Origin of the sequence: Nostoc sp. GT001, from assembly GCF_030382115.1 — a bacterium.
Lineage (GTDB): Bacteria > Cyanobacteriota > Cyanobacteriia > Cyanobacteriales > Nostocaceae > Nostoc.
This window is the reverse complement of record NZ_JAUDRJ010000003.1, coordinates 7276614-7293473: the sequence shown is the minus strand read 5'-3', so window position 1 is coordinate 7293473 and position 16860 is coordinate 7276614. Positions and strand designations below refer to the sequence as shown.

The 16860-nt window shown below is 40.9% G+C and carries 13 protein-coding genes; 4 read left to right on the top strand and 9 right to left on the bottom strand.

The features are described from left to right. On the bottom strand, positions 1-1049 hold a 1049-nt coding region (locus tag QUD05_RS33795), incomplete at its 3' end, for a serine hydrolase (RefSeq protein ID WP_289799861.1). A 530-nt stretch (positions 1050-1579) separates the two neighbouring features. Continuing rightward, positions 1580-2758 (bottom strand): GNAT family N-acetyltransferase, encoded by a 1179-nt coding sequence (locus tag QUD05_RS33790; RefSeq protein WP_289799860.1) that lies wholly within the window; start codon positions 2756-2758, stop codon positions 1580-1582. A gap of 311 nt (positions 2759-3069) precedes the next feature. On the opposite strand from QUD05_RS33790, the gene QUD05_RS33785 reads away from it, so the two are divergent. After that, the gene (locus QUD05_RS33785) at positions 3070-3390 is read left to right on the top strand and encodes a DMT family transporter (protein WP_289799859.1); all 321 of its coding nucleotides are present in this window, start codon (positions 3070-3072) and stop codon (positions 3388-3390) included. 161 nt (positions 3391-3551) lie between these two features. Here QUD05_RS33785 and QUD05_RS33780 read toward each other — a convergent pair whose 3' ends face one another. Next, entirely contained in the window at positions 3552-5216 is a 1665-nt protein-coding gene (locus tag QUD05_RS33780) for an FAD-dependent oxidoreductase (RefSeq protein WP_289799858.1), read from the bottom strand. Between the two features lie 64 nt (positions 5217-5280). After that, entirely contained in the window at positions 5281-5490 is a 210-nt protein-coding gene (locus tag QUD05_RS33775) for a hypothetical protein (RefSeq protein ID WP_289799857.1), read from the bottom strand. Between the two features lie 849 nt (positions 5491-6339). Here QUD05_RS33775 and QUD05_RS33770 point away from each other — a divergent pair. Continuing rightward, a complete protein-coding gene (locus tag QUD05_RS33770; protein WP_289799856.1) occupies positions 6340-6942 on the top strand; it encodes a hypothetical protein in 603 nt (200 codons plus the stop codon). Between the two features lie 114 nt (positions 6943-7056). On the opposite strand, the gene QUD05_RS33765 is transcribed toward QUD05_RS33770, so the two are convergent. Both QUD05_RS33765 and QUD05_RS33760 read right to left on the bottom strand, forming a co-directional pair. Next, on the bottom strand, positions 7057-8388 hold the full coding sequence (locus QUD05_RS33765; protein ID WP_289799855.1) for a serpin family protein: 1332 nt from the start codon (positions 8386-8388) through the stop codon (positions 7057-7059). Between the two features lie 403 nt (positions 8389-8791). Further along, the gene (locus tag QUD05_RS33760; protein ID WP_289799854.1) at positions 8792-10387 is read right to left on the bottom strand and encodes a S8 family serine peptidase; all 1596 of its coding nucleotides are present in this window, start codon (positions 10385-10387) and stop codon (positions 8792-8794) included. Positions 10388-10567: 180 nt separating this feature from the next. Here QUD05_RS33760 and rpe point away from each other — a divergent pair, with 180 nt between their 5' ends. Beyond that, the gene (gene rpe, locus QUD05_RS33755) at positions 10568-11275 is read left to right on the top strand and encodes a ribulose-phosphate 3-epimerase (protein WP_289799853.1); all 708 of its coding nucleotides are present in this window, start codon (positions 10568-10570) and stop codon (positions 11273-11275) included. An 874-nt stretch (positions 11276-12149) separates the two neighbouring features. On the opposite strand, the gene QUD05_RS33750 is transcribed toward rpe, so the two are convergent. Beyond that, on the bottom strand, positions 12150-12620 hold the full coding sequence (locus QUD05_RS33750; protein ID WP_289800138.1) for a HetP family heterocyst commitment protein: 471 nt from the start codon (positions 12618-12620) through the stop codon (positions 12150-12152). Positions 12621-13589: 969 nt separating this feature from the next. Between QUD05_RS33750 and QUD05_RS33745 the strand changes: the two genes are divergently transcribed. Continuing rightward, on the top strand, positions 13590-13727 hold the full coding sequence (locus tag QUD05_RS33745) for a hypothetical protein (RefSeq protein WP_289799852.1): 138 nt from the start codon (positions 13590-13592) through the stop codon (positions 13725-13727). On the opposite strand, the gene QUD05_RS33740 is transcribed toward QUD05_RS33745, so the two are convergent. Further along, complete coding sequence (locus QUD05_RS33740) at positions 13724-13879, bottom strand: hypothetical protein (protein WP_502911423.1); 156 nt, start codon at positions 13877-13879, stop codon at positions 13724-13726. The two genes, QUD05_RS33745 and QUD05_RS33740, sit on opposite strands and share 4 nt — an antisense overlap. A 523-nt stretch (positions 13880-14402) precedes the next feature. Beyond that, the gene (locus QUD05_RS33735; RefSeq protein ID WP_289799851.1) at positions 14403-16832 is read right to left on the bottom strand and encodes a GH116 family glycosyl hydrolase; all 2430 of its coding nucleotides are present in this window, start codon (positions 16830-16832) and stop codon (positions 14403-14405) included. Positions 16833-16860 lie beyond the last annotated feature (28 nt).

Here is a 16860-nt window from a genome sequence, read left to right as displayed (position 1 = left end):
AAACTATTGGTTTTGACACGGCGCATAATGCCTAAAACTTGATTGCGGCTAGTTGGGGATAACAAACGATTATTAGAAACTAAGGCCGCCAATCTGACTAAATCTTTGGAACTAGTTGTATTTGTGCCACCGATATCTGGAAGGAGATTCCGCATTGCCGTATTTTGCAATCCCCAGCTACGAAAACGTTGACTAACTTTTGCAGCACCACCCAAGCGATCGAGAACTAGATTTGTGGCGGTATTATCGCTGATTGTCATCATCAGGGTAGCAGTTTCTAGGACACTAAATTTAGTGCCGATGGGTTTGTATTGCATAATTCCAGATTCGCCCACCTTTAAATCGCGCCGCATCACTAATTTATCGGTGAGCTTAATTCTACCTGCGTCTATTTCTTGGAAAAGAGCCACTAATAAGGGAAATTTGATTGTACTGGCAGCAGCAAATCTTTTTTCGCCATTAATATCTATATAGTTTCCTGTATCTAAATCTAAGAAAAATATTCCCGGATTCAATGATTTATAACTTGCCAACAAAGTGCGAATCTGAGAAGTAATACCAGCCATCTCTTGACCAAGATTTACAACTCCAGCAAATGTCGATGCATCTGTGGATCTGATGGCAATATCTTCTCGATTTTCTCCAACAATGGGATTATTTTGGCGGTTAAATGAATTGAATTTGAAACTCCAATGAGAACGAGAATCTCCTTTAATTGATATATTTTGGGAAGTTACATCATAACCAGGAGCTAACTCGACGACAAAACGAGTGGTTTGAGAGTCTGGTTTGCCGAGGCGAATTTCTTTCACCGCTTTCCCAAAACTTCGTTTGACAGTATCGGAATTAAAATTAGTTCCAGGTAAGTCAATCACCAATCGATTAGGATTATCTAATAAAAAGGCTTTTGGTTCTATTCCTGAAGTGGTAGTTAGGTCTAATTGGTTTTGGCTAGAATCATAGTACCAAGACTGTAATTGTGAGGCTTTAGCTTGTCCTGCAACTATAACCAAACTGCTTAAACCAATCGCCAGTAGATGTGATTTCATGTTGTGAATGTGGGTGTGCAAGTTAGGATCAACTAATCAGGTTTACTTAGATTGTTTTCTGATGACTGTGCTGAACTTCCGGAGAAAAAGTCATAAATCCCGTTGAGTTATTTTTACCAGATGAGGTTTGGGATTAGATAAGCACGATAAATCATCATCACTTATTAAAAGTAAATTGCTGACAGTTTAATTTGTGTGTGAGTTGACAACAACATAAATTGTTAATCTAGCGGAAGGACGAGCGAAGGATTAATTATGTTTCCAATTTAGGGGTTATCAATAAATTATCCAATCTTGTGGGGTGGACATCTTGTCCGCCTATAATAAACAAGGGCGGACAAGATGTCCACCCCACAAAAAATCCCACTTTTCCTACCTTTTTGACGAAAAGTAACAAAATTAAGTCAGGATAAATACACATGAGTTGTGAGCTATTTGTAACCTCACCTTTGGGGGACTTTAATCCCTCTCCGACTTTCAAGAGGAACAGACTTGAACTAACGCAGAGAAAGGTTAGTTGAGAGTTCACGTTAAAAGAAATCAGCCATCCAAGGAGAACTACCTGCAAAGATTTGCGTAGCTGCTGAAATAGCGGTTTCTGTCCCATACAGTTTTCCGGCTATTTGCAAATGGTAGGGAGCGAACAAACTTGTATATAGTGGTGCTAATTCTCGGATATCTAACTGCAACTCACCTTTTCCACCTTTTGTAACTTCACCGCGTCCATTGGCAACAGAAAGAATGAATTTACTATTATTTGCATCTAACAAATTATCTTGAATGTCTAAGTGCAGTTCAGTTTCGATTCCCGATGGATAACCCCGCATCTCCAGCGCCTTAACTACATCTACTACCCGCAGCATCCAACGCATCGTATTCTTAAACTTGGCAGTTTGCTCTGGTAGTAGCAATGTCAAAGAATCAGTTACAGAACTCCTCCATCGCACGTGTTCAATTTGAGAGCGATGACTGGCAAGGAAAGACCAGAATGTTTGTGCAGCCGCAGTTGTGAGAATTACCCAATCTTTGATTCGCAGGATTGCGCCATCCTCTCTTGAATGTTGGCTGAAGAGGATATAGCCTTCGGGTTTCTCTTTTGTACCGATAAAATATGCGTAAAATGTTTCCTTCTCATCTGGTTGAATTAAGCGCTCCCAGATTGCGGGATGTCGGTCTAAATATCCATGCGTTTGTCTCGCCTGTTGTTGATATAGTTCATGAAAGACTTGATGATTAATTGGCACTATGGGTTGCAAAGGTAGGGATTGCTCTCGCACTTGGATATTCCTAGTAGAAACTTCCCAATTACACCAGCTACCCCCTTGCTCATAGCCGACTCTTCGATACAGAGTTTGCATGGCTGGATAAAGAGCAGAGAGCGGTATACCTCTAGCATAAAGTTCCTTGAGCGTCTGCTGCATGAGAGCGATCGCAGCTCCCGAACCACGATACTCTGGAGCAATACCCACTGCGGCGATTCCTGTCATTGGTACACGCACACCACCCCACCACTGGCCCATATCCAGAGTTGCCAATCCACCAACTAATTGCCCAAATCCCCGAATAATACGGAAATTTTCTACGCCAATGAGATTAACATAAGCTTCCTCGCCACCAACTGGGCTGATGAAACACTGCTCAAGGATATATATCAGCTGCTGAATATCCTGTGGATCGGCAAGAGTGCTGTATTCAAATTGAGCCGTCATTTCTCATACCATTAGTAGGACAAAAACACAATCACACTACAGCAGATATTGCCCTAATACTTGAGCAATTTCATCGCCATAAAGCCCCGGAATAGCCTCAATTATACTACTGCACGTTTGGTTTTAAATGTTGGAACACCTACACCCTTTCTTTGTGAAGCTGCATATATTTATCTCCCGCTATGCCCTCCCTCCAAAGCATCTTCATGGAGAATTGATATTACACTGGTAAAAATTTTTAATGAGTTACTTCAGGACTGTTTATTCTATTTTTAGGGCGAGTTGCTCTTAACAAACCACTTACAAAAAATATGTCAACAAGTTGGATTTACCTTATAATTGCCATCCTTTTTGAAGTTTCAGGCACAACTTGCATGAAATTATCGGATGGATTTACTAAAATAGTTCCTTCAGTATTAATATTTGTCTTCTATGGACTTTGTTTTACTTTTTTGACCTTTGCCCTCAAGAGACTTGAAGTAAGTGTCGCCTATTCTGTCTGGGCTGGATTAGGAACTATTCTAGTCGCTCTTATTGGGATTATTTGGTTTCGGGAATCTGCCACATTCATCAAACTTGTGTCGATCTCCTTAATAATCATTGGGGTAATTGGCATCAACGCAAGTCAGTGAAGGGGCAGGGGGGCATACTTCTCTACGAGAGGCTGCGCCAACGACTACGCTCAGTAACCGGGGGGCAGGGGGCAGGTGGTCACTGAGCGTAGTCGAAGTGGGATAGGGGAGCAGGGGAGAGGGTTTGCAGATTTTATACGGCTTAGTATTGGCTGCTTTAGCTAAATATTACTTAGGTAGCGGTGAACAAATTGAATGGCGATCGAACCTTCTCCGACACCGGATGCCACCCGCTTAATTGAGCCATAGCGGACATCTCCGGCTGCAAAGATTCCGGGAATGTTGGTTTCTAATAAGAAAGGAGAGCGTTCTAAAGACCAACCACGAGGAGATTTGCCATTATGCACTAAGTCTGGCCCTGTGATGATAAATCCCTGAGCATCGCGTTGAATAACGCCATCAAGCCAATCAGTTTTGGGGCTAGCACCGATGAAAATAAACAGCGATCGCGCCGACACGGTTTCGGTTTGTCCAGTTTTAGCATGGGCGATCGCAATTGCTTCTAAATGTTCCTCTCCCTTGACTTCTACGACGCTGCAACCCGTGCAAACTTTGATATTTTCAGTCGCGGCAATTTGGTCAATCAAATATTGAGACATACTTGATGCTAGTGACTCACCCCGCACCAACATAATCACTTTGCTAGCATACTTAGCAAAATGCATTGCTGCCTGTCCAGCAGAGTTTGCCCCGCCTACCAAGTAAACCTCTTCGTTGGCGCAGGCGATCGCTTCAGTCATAGCAGCACCGTAATAAATTCCTGCTCCTGTGAGCTTCTCTGCTCCTGGAACCTTTAGCCAACGGTAGGAAACGCCGGTTGCAACTAAAAGTGCATGGCAACTAATCTCGCTACCATCTGCTAATTGCAGAATCCGATAAGGATCTTCCAGTCGAACCCCAGTTACTACTTGAGGAGTGAGAATTTCTACTCCAAATCGCCGCGCCTGGGTGACTCCCCGCCTTGCTAAATCACTGCCACTCAAGCCAACAGGAAACCCTAAATAGTTTTCAATCCGCGAACTCGTACCTGCTTGGCCTCCTGGCGCTTCACGCTCAATTAATACAGTACTCAATCCCTCAGAAGCGCCATAGACGGCGGCTGCTAATCCGGCAGGGCCAGCACCCACGATCGCTAAGTCATAAAAGGGGCGCTCTGCCTGAGTTTGCAGTCCAATTTTGGCGGCAATCTCTAAATTAGATGGTTGAATTAATCGGGAACCATCGGGAAACAATACCAATGGCAATTGCTGTCTGCCATCAGCTTGGGCGTATTCCACCAATTTTTCTACATCCGGTTCCAGTTCAATATCTAACCATTTGAATGGAACCTGGTTACGTGCTAAAAAGTCTTTCACCTGATGTGAAAAAGGCGACCAGCGATTACCAATGACTCGAATGCCTTCAAAGGGTGGACGGAATCCAGCTAGCCAGTCATCTAGCAAATCATCTAAAACCGGATATAGCTTCTCTTCTGGTGGATTCCAGGGCTTGAGTAAGTAATAATCAAGTCTGGTACTATTAATCGATTTAATCGCAGCATCCGTATCTGCATAGGCCGTCAACAAGGCGCGTTTCGCATCGGGAAAGATGTCTTTTGCTCGTTCTAGGAACTCCACGCCTCCCATTTGGGGCATACGTTGATCAACCAAAAATAGAGCAACTGCTTCATTCCGCAATTTTAGTTGCTGTACTACATCCAGAGCCGTGATACCTGAATCTGCCCGGACAATGCGGAAGCGATCGCCATACTGATGACGCAAGTCTCGTGACACCGCTTGCAATACTTCTGGATCGTCATCCACGGTTAAAATTGCTGGTTTCGCCATAACTACTGTTACTTAACAATTGCAGTGTCTAGCCGTTATCTTCAAAAATGTGTCGTCAAAATATCTACTGTTTAACCAGTTGCTTTAAACGAAAGTATGCCTCTTCTGGTGTCAGCGGTTCCGATTGAGTTTCATTGGGTATATAAAATACCCAGGTATCAGGAAAGTAATGCACCACAAAGCTGGGAATCAAACCCAAGCTTACTGCTTGCTTGCCGAGTTTTTCAGTTTGTTCCTCTAAACTCAGTTGGTCATGAAATGGGTGTTCAACCATACTTTTGCATCTCCCTGTACTCTATTTGACCCTGGAAGAAGGTTCAAAACCAGTATTGCACAAATCACCTTTCGGTAATTCACACCATTAACCATGTTCCAGAATGAGCTTGAGAATATTTTGGTAGTAGACCTAAATAATTTCAAATATGCTTTCGTAGAGAATCATAAAACTATTTGGGTCATTCACGCTAATCTGAAACTGGATTAAATCAGGCAGCAGGGCATTCCTTCCATTGAGGTATTGGCAAATCATCTGTACTTTGTCAAAAGCTCGTATAACTCGCTACGATGTTCTTGTACTAGTACTAATTGGCAAATTACCCTAACTATAGTATTGCTTAAGTATTATAGTTAAAATCCACTCTTTAAACAGCATTTAGCTACTTGAAGTCTAGTTATTGTTAGGTGATAGTTGTAATTGCTTGACCTAAATTAATTTGCAGATTATCTATTACTCTGTCAAGCCAACTATGCTGAGTGAGACACTTCTGAAACATCTCTTGTCTTCTCTCTCCGTGCCCTCTGCGCCTTTGTGGTTCGTTTATTTACCCTTCAAACTTCGCTTGATAGACCACTAAAGATTGTTGATTTTGAATAATACCAACTAATTGCTCAGATCCATTACCATCAAAACGATCGGCATCAAAGAAAATCTCTAGGCCAGAAACACCATTTAGTAATTTGACATCTTCTCAATCAGTAATTTTGCTTGAACTAAAGATGCAATTGCTATTAAGTACGTCTTGCTAAAAATATAGAACAGAAGCTAAAGTAATATTTATTCCTTATCTTTGTTTGAGCTTGATTTGTGAATTATCCGTTCGCATTAAAAGGATTTTAAAGAACTATGCCAATTGAAAAACACATTAATCTTAATCAAGGATGTTTCCTTAATCCCGCAAATAAACAGATAGTTGTCAATTTAGCCAGTGAAGATATTTTAAATTTAATCACGCAAGAATTAAAAACTCGTTACTCTCCAGAAACTCAAAAAAACCTACTTGAGGAGAGTTCAAAGTTATTACCTAGTTTTGTATTTCAAGAATTATTGCAACGCCAACAGCAGGTAGTAGATATTAATCCAGATAGTTTAATTGTCGTTAGCTGTCAGATAGCAGAGGCAGAAGTCGATGATTTGGGATTCGATTTAAATGTCGAAGTATATTTTGTAGTTGGAGATACAAAAGGTCAAAACCATTTTCGGGCTAATCAAATAGTCCTTTGGTCGAATATATGGGGTGATGAAGAACAGCCTTTTGATTTAGAAGATGAACTAGGTGAACAATTCTGGACAAGTTATCAAATTCAGTTGCTTTTTGATGAAAAAGAACAGCAAACAATTGAACTGGAACTATCACAAACAGATGATTATGCCGCGAGGTTAGAATTTTCCCCATCACTAACAAAATTTTCACCATCCATAGTTCCCTTTACGGATAATGACTTCTAAAAATTATTATCTGCACATACAGTGAATGTAAATTAATCATTTATATTGACTGAGGATTTTATTTTTTGGAAGTTCTCTTTTAAAAAGATGAAGTCTTCAATGCCTCCTACATCCTCATTGTGGTTCGATAATTGAACCCATAAACAAAATGTTTCCCGTCTGATTATCCCGAATAGCACAGAAGAAGGGACGATCAACAATCATTCGGAATGGTTCTGGTTCTTCTCTAAAAGATGTTGCTACTATTCCCACTGAAGTAGCAGCCGCCGCTTCGGTACCTTCTTCGTTCACTTCAACAAAAGTTTTATGCTTAACTTCGCTAATGGCAAAATTTTTACCCATGCCAGAAAAATTGGCTTTGTTGCTGAAAGCCTCCCCCATACCTAAAGTTTTTAAAGCATCATTGAGTGTAATATCGTAATCTGTTTTGAAGCGGGGTAAGCGAATAAACCCTTTTTGGTTGTTGAACTGAGTCATCCATTTTTCCCAGTTCTCAACATTCAAGTTTTGATAAAAGGCTTTGAGGTTAGAATTCTTTTCGGGTAAAAAGATATAAAAACTTATCTTACCATCTTTCCCATAAGGTAAACTAACTGCCTGAAAATTCTCGCTTTCATAGTATCTATAATCACCCTCCTGTGACATCATTGGGTGTTGTTTTCGCCTACCAGATGTGATGTAAAAAGGGTATGGAGCAGTTTCTTTCTTGTCAAACTCGTTAGTCCAATTACCTTTAAAATATATGGCATTAATCAAAAATAATACCTGATTTGGTTCAATTTTTTCAACTATTTTAGTGATTTTGCCGTTAGTATTTTCTTTGACCCAATTATTGATAATATTAGATGCGGCGGCATCTTGAAAGTTTAAATTGCTGACTTTGGCTTGATAGAAGTCCTGGGTTATATTGAGAAAGTCTGGTGCAAAGCTAACATCTTGATTTGCCCAAAGTGAGTTAGCAATATTCAATTGCACTTTCGCATCTGAATTGTCTAAAAGCTGTTTTAATACCGCCGCATAAGAAGAGTTGATTTCTGGTAGATTCATCCCCTGTAATTCTAGGGTTTTTGCCATTGCTTGTTGAGTCGAACCGCTAGCGCCGTTGTAAGTCATAGCAAGAGCGATCGCAACACTCGAAGGTGAGATAAAAATATTATTCCCACCTCGATCGTTTTTCAGCACTTCTGAAAACAGTTTGAAGCCAAACTTATTGCTAGACTCAACGATTTTTGTATCAGTTTTCGCTGTTTTTTTTTGCAATGGAGTTTCTGGCTGAGGTAAACTAGATTGGGCAAGGGCACTTTTATTACTATCGACTTGAGAACACCCTAATACACTGAATAGAACAACGCTTGCAGCTGCCAGAGCATAACGTCTACCTAGACTCACACCGTAACGTCTTTGCAGGAAATTTTCTTTTGCATCACTCAATTTATGGCGATTCATTCTGCTACCTCACTTGCCAAAGATTCCCGATTTGTGCTCAGAGTTGACGCAGATACTGTGTCAATGACTAACTATTGCATTTACTCCTATAGAAAAATGGGACTGTTACAGTTTTCGTAACAGCAAATTAGTAGCTCAGAGTAATTAAACACAACTTGTGGAGTTGCGAATACCTTATTGAGACGGCTATACAGACGACTTATAAAAAATTTTGATTTCTAAGAATTTTTATCTTTACGTATAAACGTATTGTAAGCTACGTAATCATAAAATAACCACTTCTGTGAGGTTTTTATAGATCGAATAACCTTTATCATAGGCACGAAATCTCGTTCCTATACTCCGTATGGGAACGAGAAAAACGCTATAATTTTACACGGATATTTGTGCTACCCTATTTCAATTAATTAATAGGTACACTCCACCAAGCTAAACTGTAGGGTTGAGTCGCTTCATTGAGCTTTTGACGAAACTGGACACGGATTTTGTAATCGCCAGTAGCAGTAACGGGGCAGAAAATATGTTCTACACTATCAATTTGGCTGATTGAGGAGCAAATAGCACCAGCATCAGAATTTTGAGCATCAGCTTTTACTAAGTATAGGTCGAGATTATTTAAGCCGCGATCGCGAAAAGTTTCGCCTAGATCATATTGCTGGTTTTTATTTTTATCGTTGAGTTCTACCAATCGATCCCAACTCAGGGTGACAGCAACAAAACTTCCCTGCTTTAAGGGTTTTGCTAATATATAGTCAACAAATGCTCCAACATCAACTGTGCGATAATCCCAACCAATAGCAGGCACCGCAGCTGATGCTTGCCACTGACCAGCACTAAATTGTTGATAAGCGCGAAATACATTTAAATGACCCGCTCCCATTTGGGCATCTAAAGGAATCTTTGGATCTTTATAAGCATCAGAATCTAGCCAGTTTTGATTTTGCTTATCAATTAGCGTCCGCGTCATTCCCAACTTTAAGCCATCGCCGCTATCTAAAAGTTTGTCTGCTGAATTCAGCAATACAGCTTTCATCACTTGATGACGCCGAGAATCAATGCTCCAGTGGGGTTGTTTTGTCCGCATCTGTCGGTCTGCAAGTTCTTGCAACAGAGCAACGGTAGCCGTAACTTGAGGCGCGGCAAAACTAGTACCTGTAACCTTGTTCAATTTGCCATCTGGATTGAGCAAAGGAATATTATTACCAGGAGCAACTAAACTGATAGCGCGACGCCCATCCAGGTCAAATTCCCTTCCAGCTAGTCTTCCATTCACCCCTTGGTTAACACCCGCCAGATTAGCCACGTCTACTTTGTTAAAAACTCCCCCGCGGCGGGATGAAAAAGCCACGTTTATTCCGTTAAAATTATCTGTAGGAATAGGAATACCACCTTTCCCCTGGTTGCCAGCGATCGCATACAAAACATCATGAGCGCGACTAGACCAGTCAACACATAAAGTTAATAAAGCATTGCCGTCTAAAGTAGCTTCCGGTCGAGGATCGCGACTCAGAGGTTCCCCAAAGCTAAAGTTAATCGCACGGAGATCGCCACCATTTTGGAGCGCTATGTGCTGTGCTGACAAGCACTCTTCTGGCTGACCCATGTTTTTAGTCGAACCCACCGCCGATGAATACAATCGCGCTCCTGGAGCAACTCCTGGCAAAGCTTTGTCTTGACTCACCATCACACCAGCGACATTATAGGCGTGGGCGTCAACACCATTATTAGACTTAGCTGGCTCATTGCGTAAGAAAACTGCTGCTAAAGATATGGCACGATTTTTAGACACCGCCTTATCCCACCCAAACATTCCCGGCCGNCCAATTTCCACTTGACCAATAGCAATCTTACGACCGATTAAATTATAAGGAGATTTGTGTAGCTTCAGAGCATCAATGCCATTAGTTCCTAGTGCAGATTCTAAAGCTGAAGCAATTACTGGCGCACTTAGACAAGAAGCAGTTAATCCCCAAAATATCCAGGTTAGTTTTTTAGTCATTAGTTATTAGTCATTAGGCATGGAGAAGAGACAAGGTAGACAAGGAAGAGGAGGGAGACAAAGGAGAGACTTGTTCAATAATTCCCCCTTGTCCCCAAAAAACCGGGATCAAAATTATGAGTCTTGTTCAATGTTTTGTTACAATGCGTACAGACGAGGACGCTTAAAAATCCACTAGCCATGACCCAAAACCTATCTCAAAAGCCCATTGTAATTTCTCCATCTATCCTATCAGCCGATTTTAGTCGCTTGGGTGACGAAATTCGTGCCGTAGATGCAGCTGGAGCGGATTGGATTCATGTTGATGTCATGGACGGTCGTTTTGTACCTAATATTACGATAGGCCCTCTGATTGTGGAGGCGATTCGTCCGGTTACAACCAAGCCTCTGGATGTCCATTTGATGATTGTGGAGCCAGAAAAGTATGTAGAGGGATTTGCTAAGGCGGGTGCTGATATTATCTCCGTACACTGCGAGCATAATGCTTCCCCACACCTGCACCGCACCTTGGGGCAAATAAAAGAGCTTGGTAAAAAAGCTGGTGTTGTACTTAATCCTGGTACTCCTCTAGAGCTAATTGAATATGTTCTAGATTTGTGCGATTTAGTACTAATTATGAGTGTCAACCCTGGTTTTGGTGGTCAAAGCTTTATTCCTGGTGTGTTACCCAAAATCCGCAAGCTACGCCAAATGTGTGACGAACGTGGTCTTGACCCCTGGATTGAAGTGGATGGGGGATTGAAGGCAAATAATACCTGGCAAGTTTTGGAAGCGGGAGCAAATGCGATCGTCGCTGGTTCAGCTGTATTTAACGCAAAAGATTATGCTGAGGCTATTACAGCAATTCGCAACAGCAAGAGTCCTACTCCAGAATTAGCCAAGGTTTAATTCATTTTTGAATTAGTCAATCATTAAATATGGAAGTGAAAAAGAATGTAGAGACGTAGCGGTGCTATGTCTCTACAAGGATTCTAGATTAATTGCACCAAATATCTAGTATTCATAAAAAATAAGGTGGGCAAATTGCCTACCTTATTTTTTTATATATAGATAAAAAACTGGAAGCTATTCAAGTTTTGAACCTTCCAGTAGTTGCTATATAAATTGAAAGTTTATAAACCAAAGATAATCCAGGTTGGGAGGACTAGGATTACAATAGTCGAAAGAGAAGCGTATGAGCTACTAGTTCTACCAGCCAAGGACAACAATTTCACTGTAACTTTTCTATTTCCGTTCCTAGAATTGATGTTAAGCGTTTGCAATATTAACTAAAGCAACATCAACCACAGGATAGAAAGTTTTATCAGCATTACTCGCACCGTCTGCAGTCAGTGAAAGCTGTGTAAAATTGGGATTGGGGGAATCCACCTCGCCAAATTCTCTTTGCTCAGACTTCCTCAGAAAAAGAACCACCAGTAGTAACAGTTGGATTATTGGTCTTGGTTTAGGAGTTATNNNCTCCATGAAATGCTGACTACTTTTGTAATCAGTTTGATTTATTTCATAGTTAGAACTAATCGTTGATTTTATTTTTTAAATTAACTTGATTGCCAAATCACCTCTATTTTGATTTAGGTTGTAGTTGTTATTAGTTTACCAATATCAGTAGTATATATTTGCCATTTTGGCAGATTTTTGCAAAATATTATCAAATTCATGACTGCTATAGAAAACCTGTCATGCTATAAATTTCCAATTAGCATAACAGGCTTTCAGATAATCAATCAACTTTAGAGCGGAATCTATTGATTCCAAATACTTTTTAATTGAATCCACAGGATTTCAAGGAAATGTCTTGAACATTTTCTGGTTTTAATGGCGATTTGCTTGATTGATGTTCGTGAATTTGCTGTGTCAATCTCTGGTCTAAACTACCAGCACGGAGTTCTGCTTTTTGCTTTCTAACGACTTCTAGATAAGCTACGTCTTTAATTTTGCTTAAGCAGCTTGATGAAACATTATTATCAGACTGGGAATTATGAGCGTGTTTCAGCATTTTTAGATTTTCACTTTGCTGTTGTTTTGTCCTATCGGCTTGAGAGTTCTCTTTGAGCAATCGATTGTAGGTGCGATATGGAATGTAATGCAGAGGATTATAACCACCAAATCGCAACATTAAAACACATGCCCAGGAATACTTTCCAGCAAGAATTGCTTCAACTACTTTGTCAAATTGTTGAGCTTTCACTGTTTTATCTAAGTTACTACTAATACCAGCAAGGTCTTGATTCATCATAGTGTTTAGTTATTTTGGGTGAAGTAAACTATTTTCTTCTCTGCGATTGTTGATGTTTTAATTGAGGTGTACAAACTGCACTAGCCTTTTTGCAAATCTTGAATTGCTTGTGGCAAATTATAAGCAGTGGAGCGGTGTTTGATGTTTACAAGGGATAAAAATCCATAAGTAAATAAATTTTCTTGGTTCACACGCTTATATTTCTTACTACTGTTGGATTAGGCAATTTCCGGGAAGTTTGCATATTTTTTTAGACTAAGAGAGAAAATATATTTATCTTTGAGCGTTAACAACACCATTCGTATTTATACTATTTTTTCTCGTTGCTGTCATCTACTAATCTAGTATATTTATGGGTCAAATTTACTGAATATATTCCTATACTTACTTGTGTGTTGTGCAGCTTTTAGTTTTGTCCTCTTTTGCTAATTTTGAGGGGGTCTTACCCCTCACCCGATATCATTTTAAAACCTTTATTATTGTCGAGNNNCTAGAAAACAATACCATTAAANNNAATGTAAAACAACTTGTAGAAATATTAGTCGAGAGAGAATAAAACCCTTCATGGTAATAGGATCAAACTTATTTTTCAATAAGTTAGATTAGACAATGATACTTATTAAACTTGTCTTTATTGGGTTGCAAAGACTACAGCTTTAGCTTATCTAAATATAATCGCAGTCAACTGATTGCGAATATTTTATAACGAGCAGATAGTTATTATAAAATAAACCAGTTGTAAAAGAAAATTACTGGTTAGGAGTAATATAAATAAATAGTTATAACGAGCCTTAGTTGAGTCAATAAAAAGATCCGCAAATGGATAAATTTACTCAAAAAGTGTCGCAGGCTAAGTCTGTACAATATTAGAGAATTTAAGAATAGATATAAAGCTAATTAACACAAAATATTATTGAGTTGATTCAGCAAAAAATTCTATTTTATAGAATTGAGATTATAAATGTAGTGGCAATTGAGCTAAATGGTGGTACAAGCAAGACCAAAAATCAATATGCGATCGCCTTTATCTCTCCAGACAACTACAACAATGAATTGTTTGACAATAAGCCATCTAAGGGTTATAATGTTATTCCAACTTACTAGACGCAAAAAAACTGATAGCGCTTCACATTNCTAAAGTTTGGACTGTTTCTACTAAAGGCTGGTGAAATGCACCTNGTAAAACTGACTGGCGTGAAGTTACGCAAATTGTAAGGGTTTAAGCGTATGCCCCAATGTTGGCTAATCACTGCCAAACACGCAGCGCCACAATCTGATGAACTTTGCTGTTGAGTAAAGAAATAGGCACGTCATAACCTAGCTTTTGATTGTGAACGTAGTCTGGGAACTATTAGCAATATTTATAGCTAAAGCTAGTAATCTTTGCATTTTTTGAAACAGTAGTCTTAAATTCTCAATGCTTCAACTCTTACCATTACTGAAATTTTCCTTCGCTTCCGGAAATACTCGGAAAATAAAATCGCAAACCTAAAGTCTGGTTTCTCAGATGAAGACAGGTTGAATTTGCCAGGGAAGCACATCTGTTATAGGTGTCAACTTAAGGTAGAAGTTAGGTACGAGTAAGGGGGGTTGCTTGCCCTCATCCCCTAACCCCTTCTCCCAATATGGGAGAAGGGGAACTGGAGAATTTGCTTCCTTGTGCTAATTTTGGGAAAGGAGGTGGGGGTAAAACTTATACATTCAGAAAATTTCAGGTTAAGTTGACACCCATGACATCTACGTGTGTTGCGTCAAAACGAGAACCGCTTTGATAGGCAATTAATTAATAACTAAGTAAATTCCCCAAATCGCCATTGGCCGCAGGTAAGTGCTAGCGCGAAAAGTACCAGTTGCGGTGATAGCTTCTGGCGTGCGAAATTGCAGACCATTTTCATAAATTTGCTGCACCACAGCTTGCGTCAACCTCAACGCTTCATCCTTCATTCCCATCTGCATGAGAAAAGCCGCCAGCCCAAAGTTTATCCCCGTCCAAACTTCTAAGGGATGAGTAGCTTTGGGATTTTCTGGTGAACCATCACGACGAACACCATTAGCAGCACCAAATTCACCATTACAGAATTTCAAAAAGCAAGCGTCATAAACAGTTTTCAGAGCAGAAAGGGCGCGATCGCTCGGTACAATATCTGGTAAGTCCAGTAGACGAGCATAAAATTGTCCGCACAATTGATCTGCCATTACCACATCGGAACCACTTTTACTATCCAGTCGGTAATATTCACCATTCCAAAGTTTTTCTTGGTAAATAGGAAGAGATTGTTGTAACCAAGTTTCATAAATGGATTTTTGCGCTGCCAACTCTGTTGTGTCACCTGTCTGGTAAGTTAATAAAATATCGCTAATTGCGATCGCAGCTTCTAGTGCCGCTAACCACAATCCACCACAATAGGCGCTGACACCTTGTAATCGCCAATCATCAAAAGTTTGGTCGGGTGCGCCAGAATTTTCCGGAATCCCATCGCCATCGAGATCAAAAGTTTTCAGGTAGTCGAGGGTTTGAACGATCGCATTCCAGCAATCTGCTAAGAATTCCACATCGTCAGCACCCGTGAGTAAAAAATCACGGTATACTTGCAAAACGAAATCACTACCTAAATCTTTCCATAAATTACAGTCTTGATAGCTGGTGTAATTAGTTTTCTCCCAAACGTGTTCGTTGGGTGCGCCTAAATCGTGGGGTGTTGCACCTGCAACTTTGCGAACTGCAATCGGGCTTTCTGCCTTAATTGTCATGTAATAGCCAATGATTCGGGGAGTATCATCACCTTGAGGAATCGCCCGTGCAAATGCCCGAATCACCGACTTTTCTAGTTCTGGAAACAGCATCAGCAGGGCAAAAGAGCCATACAACCGCACATCGAGACTTTCATACCAACGGTAATCTAGGCACTCCAGCACTGCAAACTGACCGATGGGGTTAAGTTCTGATGCTGCACTCCAGAGAGTACCGCCGCTGGTGAGGTCATAAAGCTCATTAAATAGAGCCATTTTAAACCAGTTGGGTAAATCTTCGCGGTCGAGAATAGGTTTTTGCCAACTTTGAATTTGCGATCGCCAAGTTTGGTATTCTTGTAATGCGGTGGATGCGATCGCCCAGGCGTTGTTTCCACTTTTACCAAAAAAGTCTGTATATCTGCGGTAATAGTTAACTCCGGCGGCAAATTCTGTAATCGGCAAATCCCAAGCGAGGACAAAGGGTATTTCGAGAGTTTCGCCTGGTTGGAGAGTGAAACGGATTGCGATGCCTGCGGCCGGCGTAGCCATCGCAGCCCCTAATTGTGTATTCTCTGTTGCTGGAGTAGTATCAACATAATTGGGCAAAGAGCCATCTTTAGCAAAGCTTTGCCATATTTCCTCACCCGTCCCTTCAGGATTCCAGCGGCTATGATGAAATACTTCCACTTGGGGATGTTTCAGCGTCGCAATACACCAAGTTCCGTCACCTTCTTGCAAAGGTTCATTACTACCAACCCGGCCTAAAACACAGCCAAACTGTTGTGTATTTTCAACTATTTGGTTGTAGTTTCCTTGACTTTCGCCCCAGCGCGGTTGGTATTCATAAACCGGACTACCATCATCGCGTACCCGCACTTCGGGAGATTTGAGAGCGTTTGTAAACCAGCCCACCATATTTTGCCAAGTGAGCATAATGCTGAGAGTAATCGGTGCATCTGTGGGGTTATGAGCATTCCAGAGGAATATTGCCACAGGGTAGCTAGTTTCTTGGTAATTACCCGCCCAGACTGGGGAAAATTGCTCACAAGTCAACTGTGCTTGAAATACATTTTCGTATACAAACCAGCTACGTGGATATAGCGCGTGATAATTGCCCGTCCCCTTTGTGCCGGGAGTTGTAGGATACCACTGCCACGCTTTGAGAGTGCCATCATCGGGCGCTTGCGTAGACAAAGCGTAGGCTTGGAAAGATGTGCTATTGGATTCAAACACACTGAACTGACAAGCGGGAATGTTTTTGAAGGTATGCTCACCGCCGTCGATGTGCCACAGGTTAAAGTCTCCCCGTGAAGAACGACCGATGCAACCTGCACCAAAGCCACCTAAAGGCATACCATGCCAAGGGCCATCATCGATATTACTTGCGTAGCGGACGGTATAAGGTTTGTCCCAGCCTAAGCCGATGGGACGGCTCCAAGTACAAGAAGGAATTTCTGGAGAGAGTTGATTTGTCATCGCCTAATGTTACAGCGTGCAGTTACGT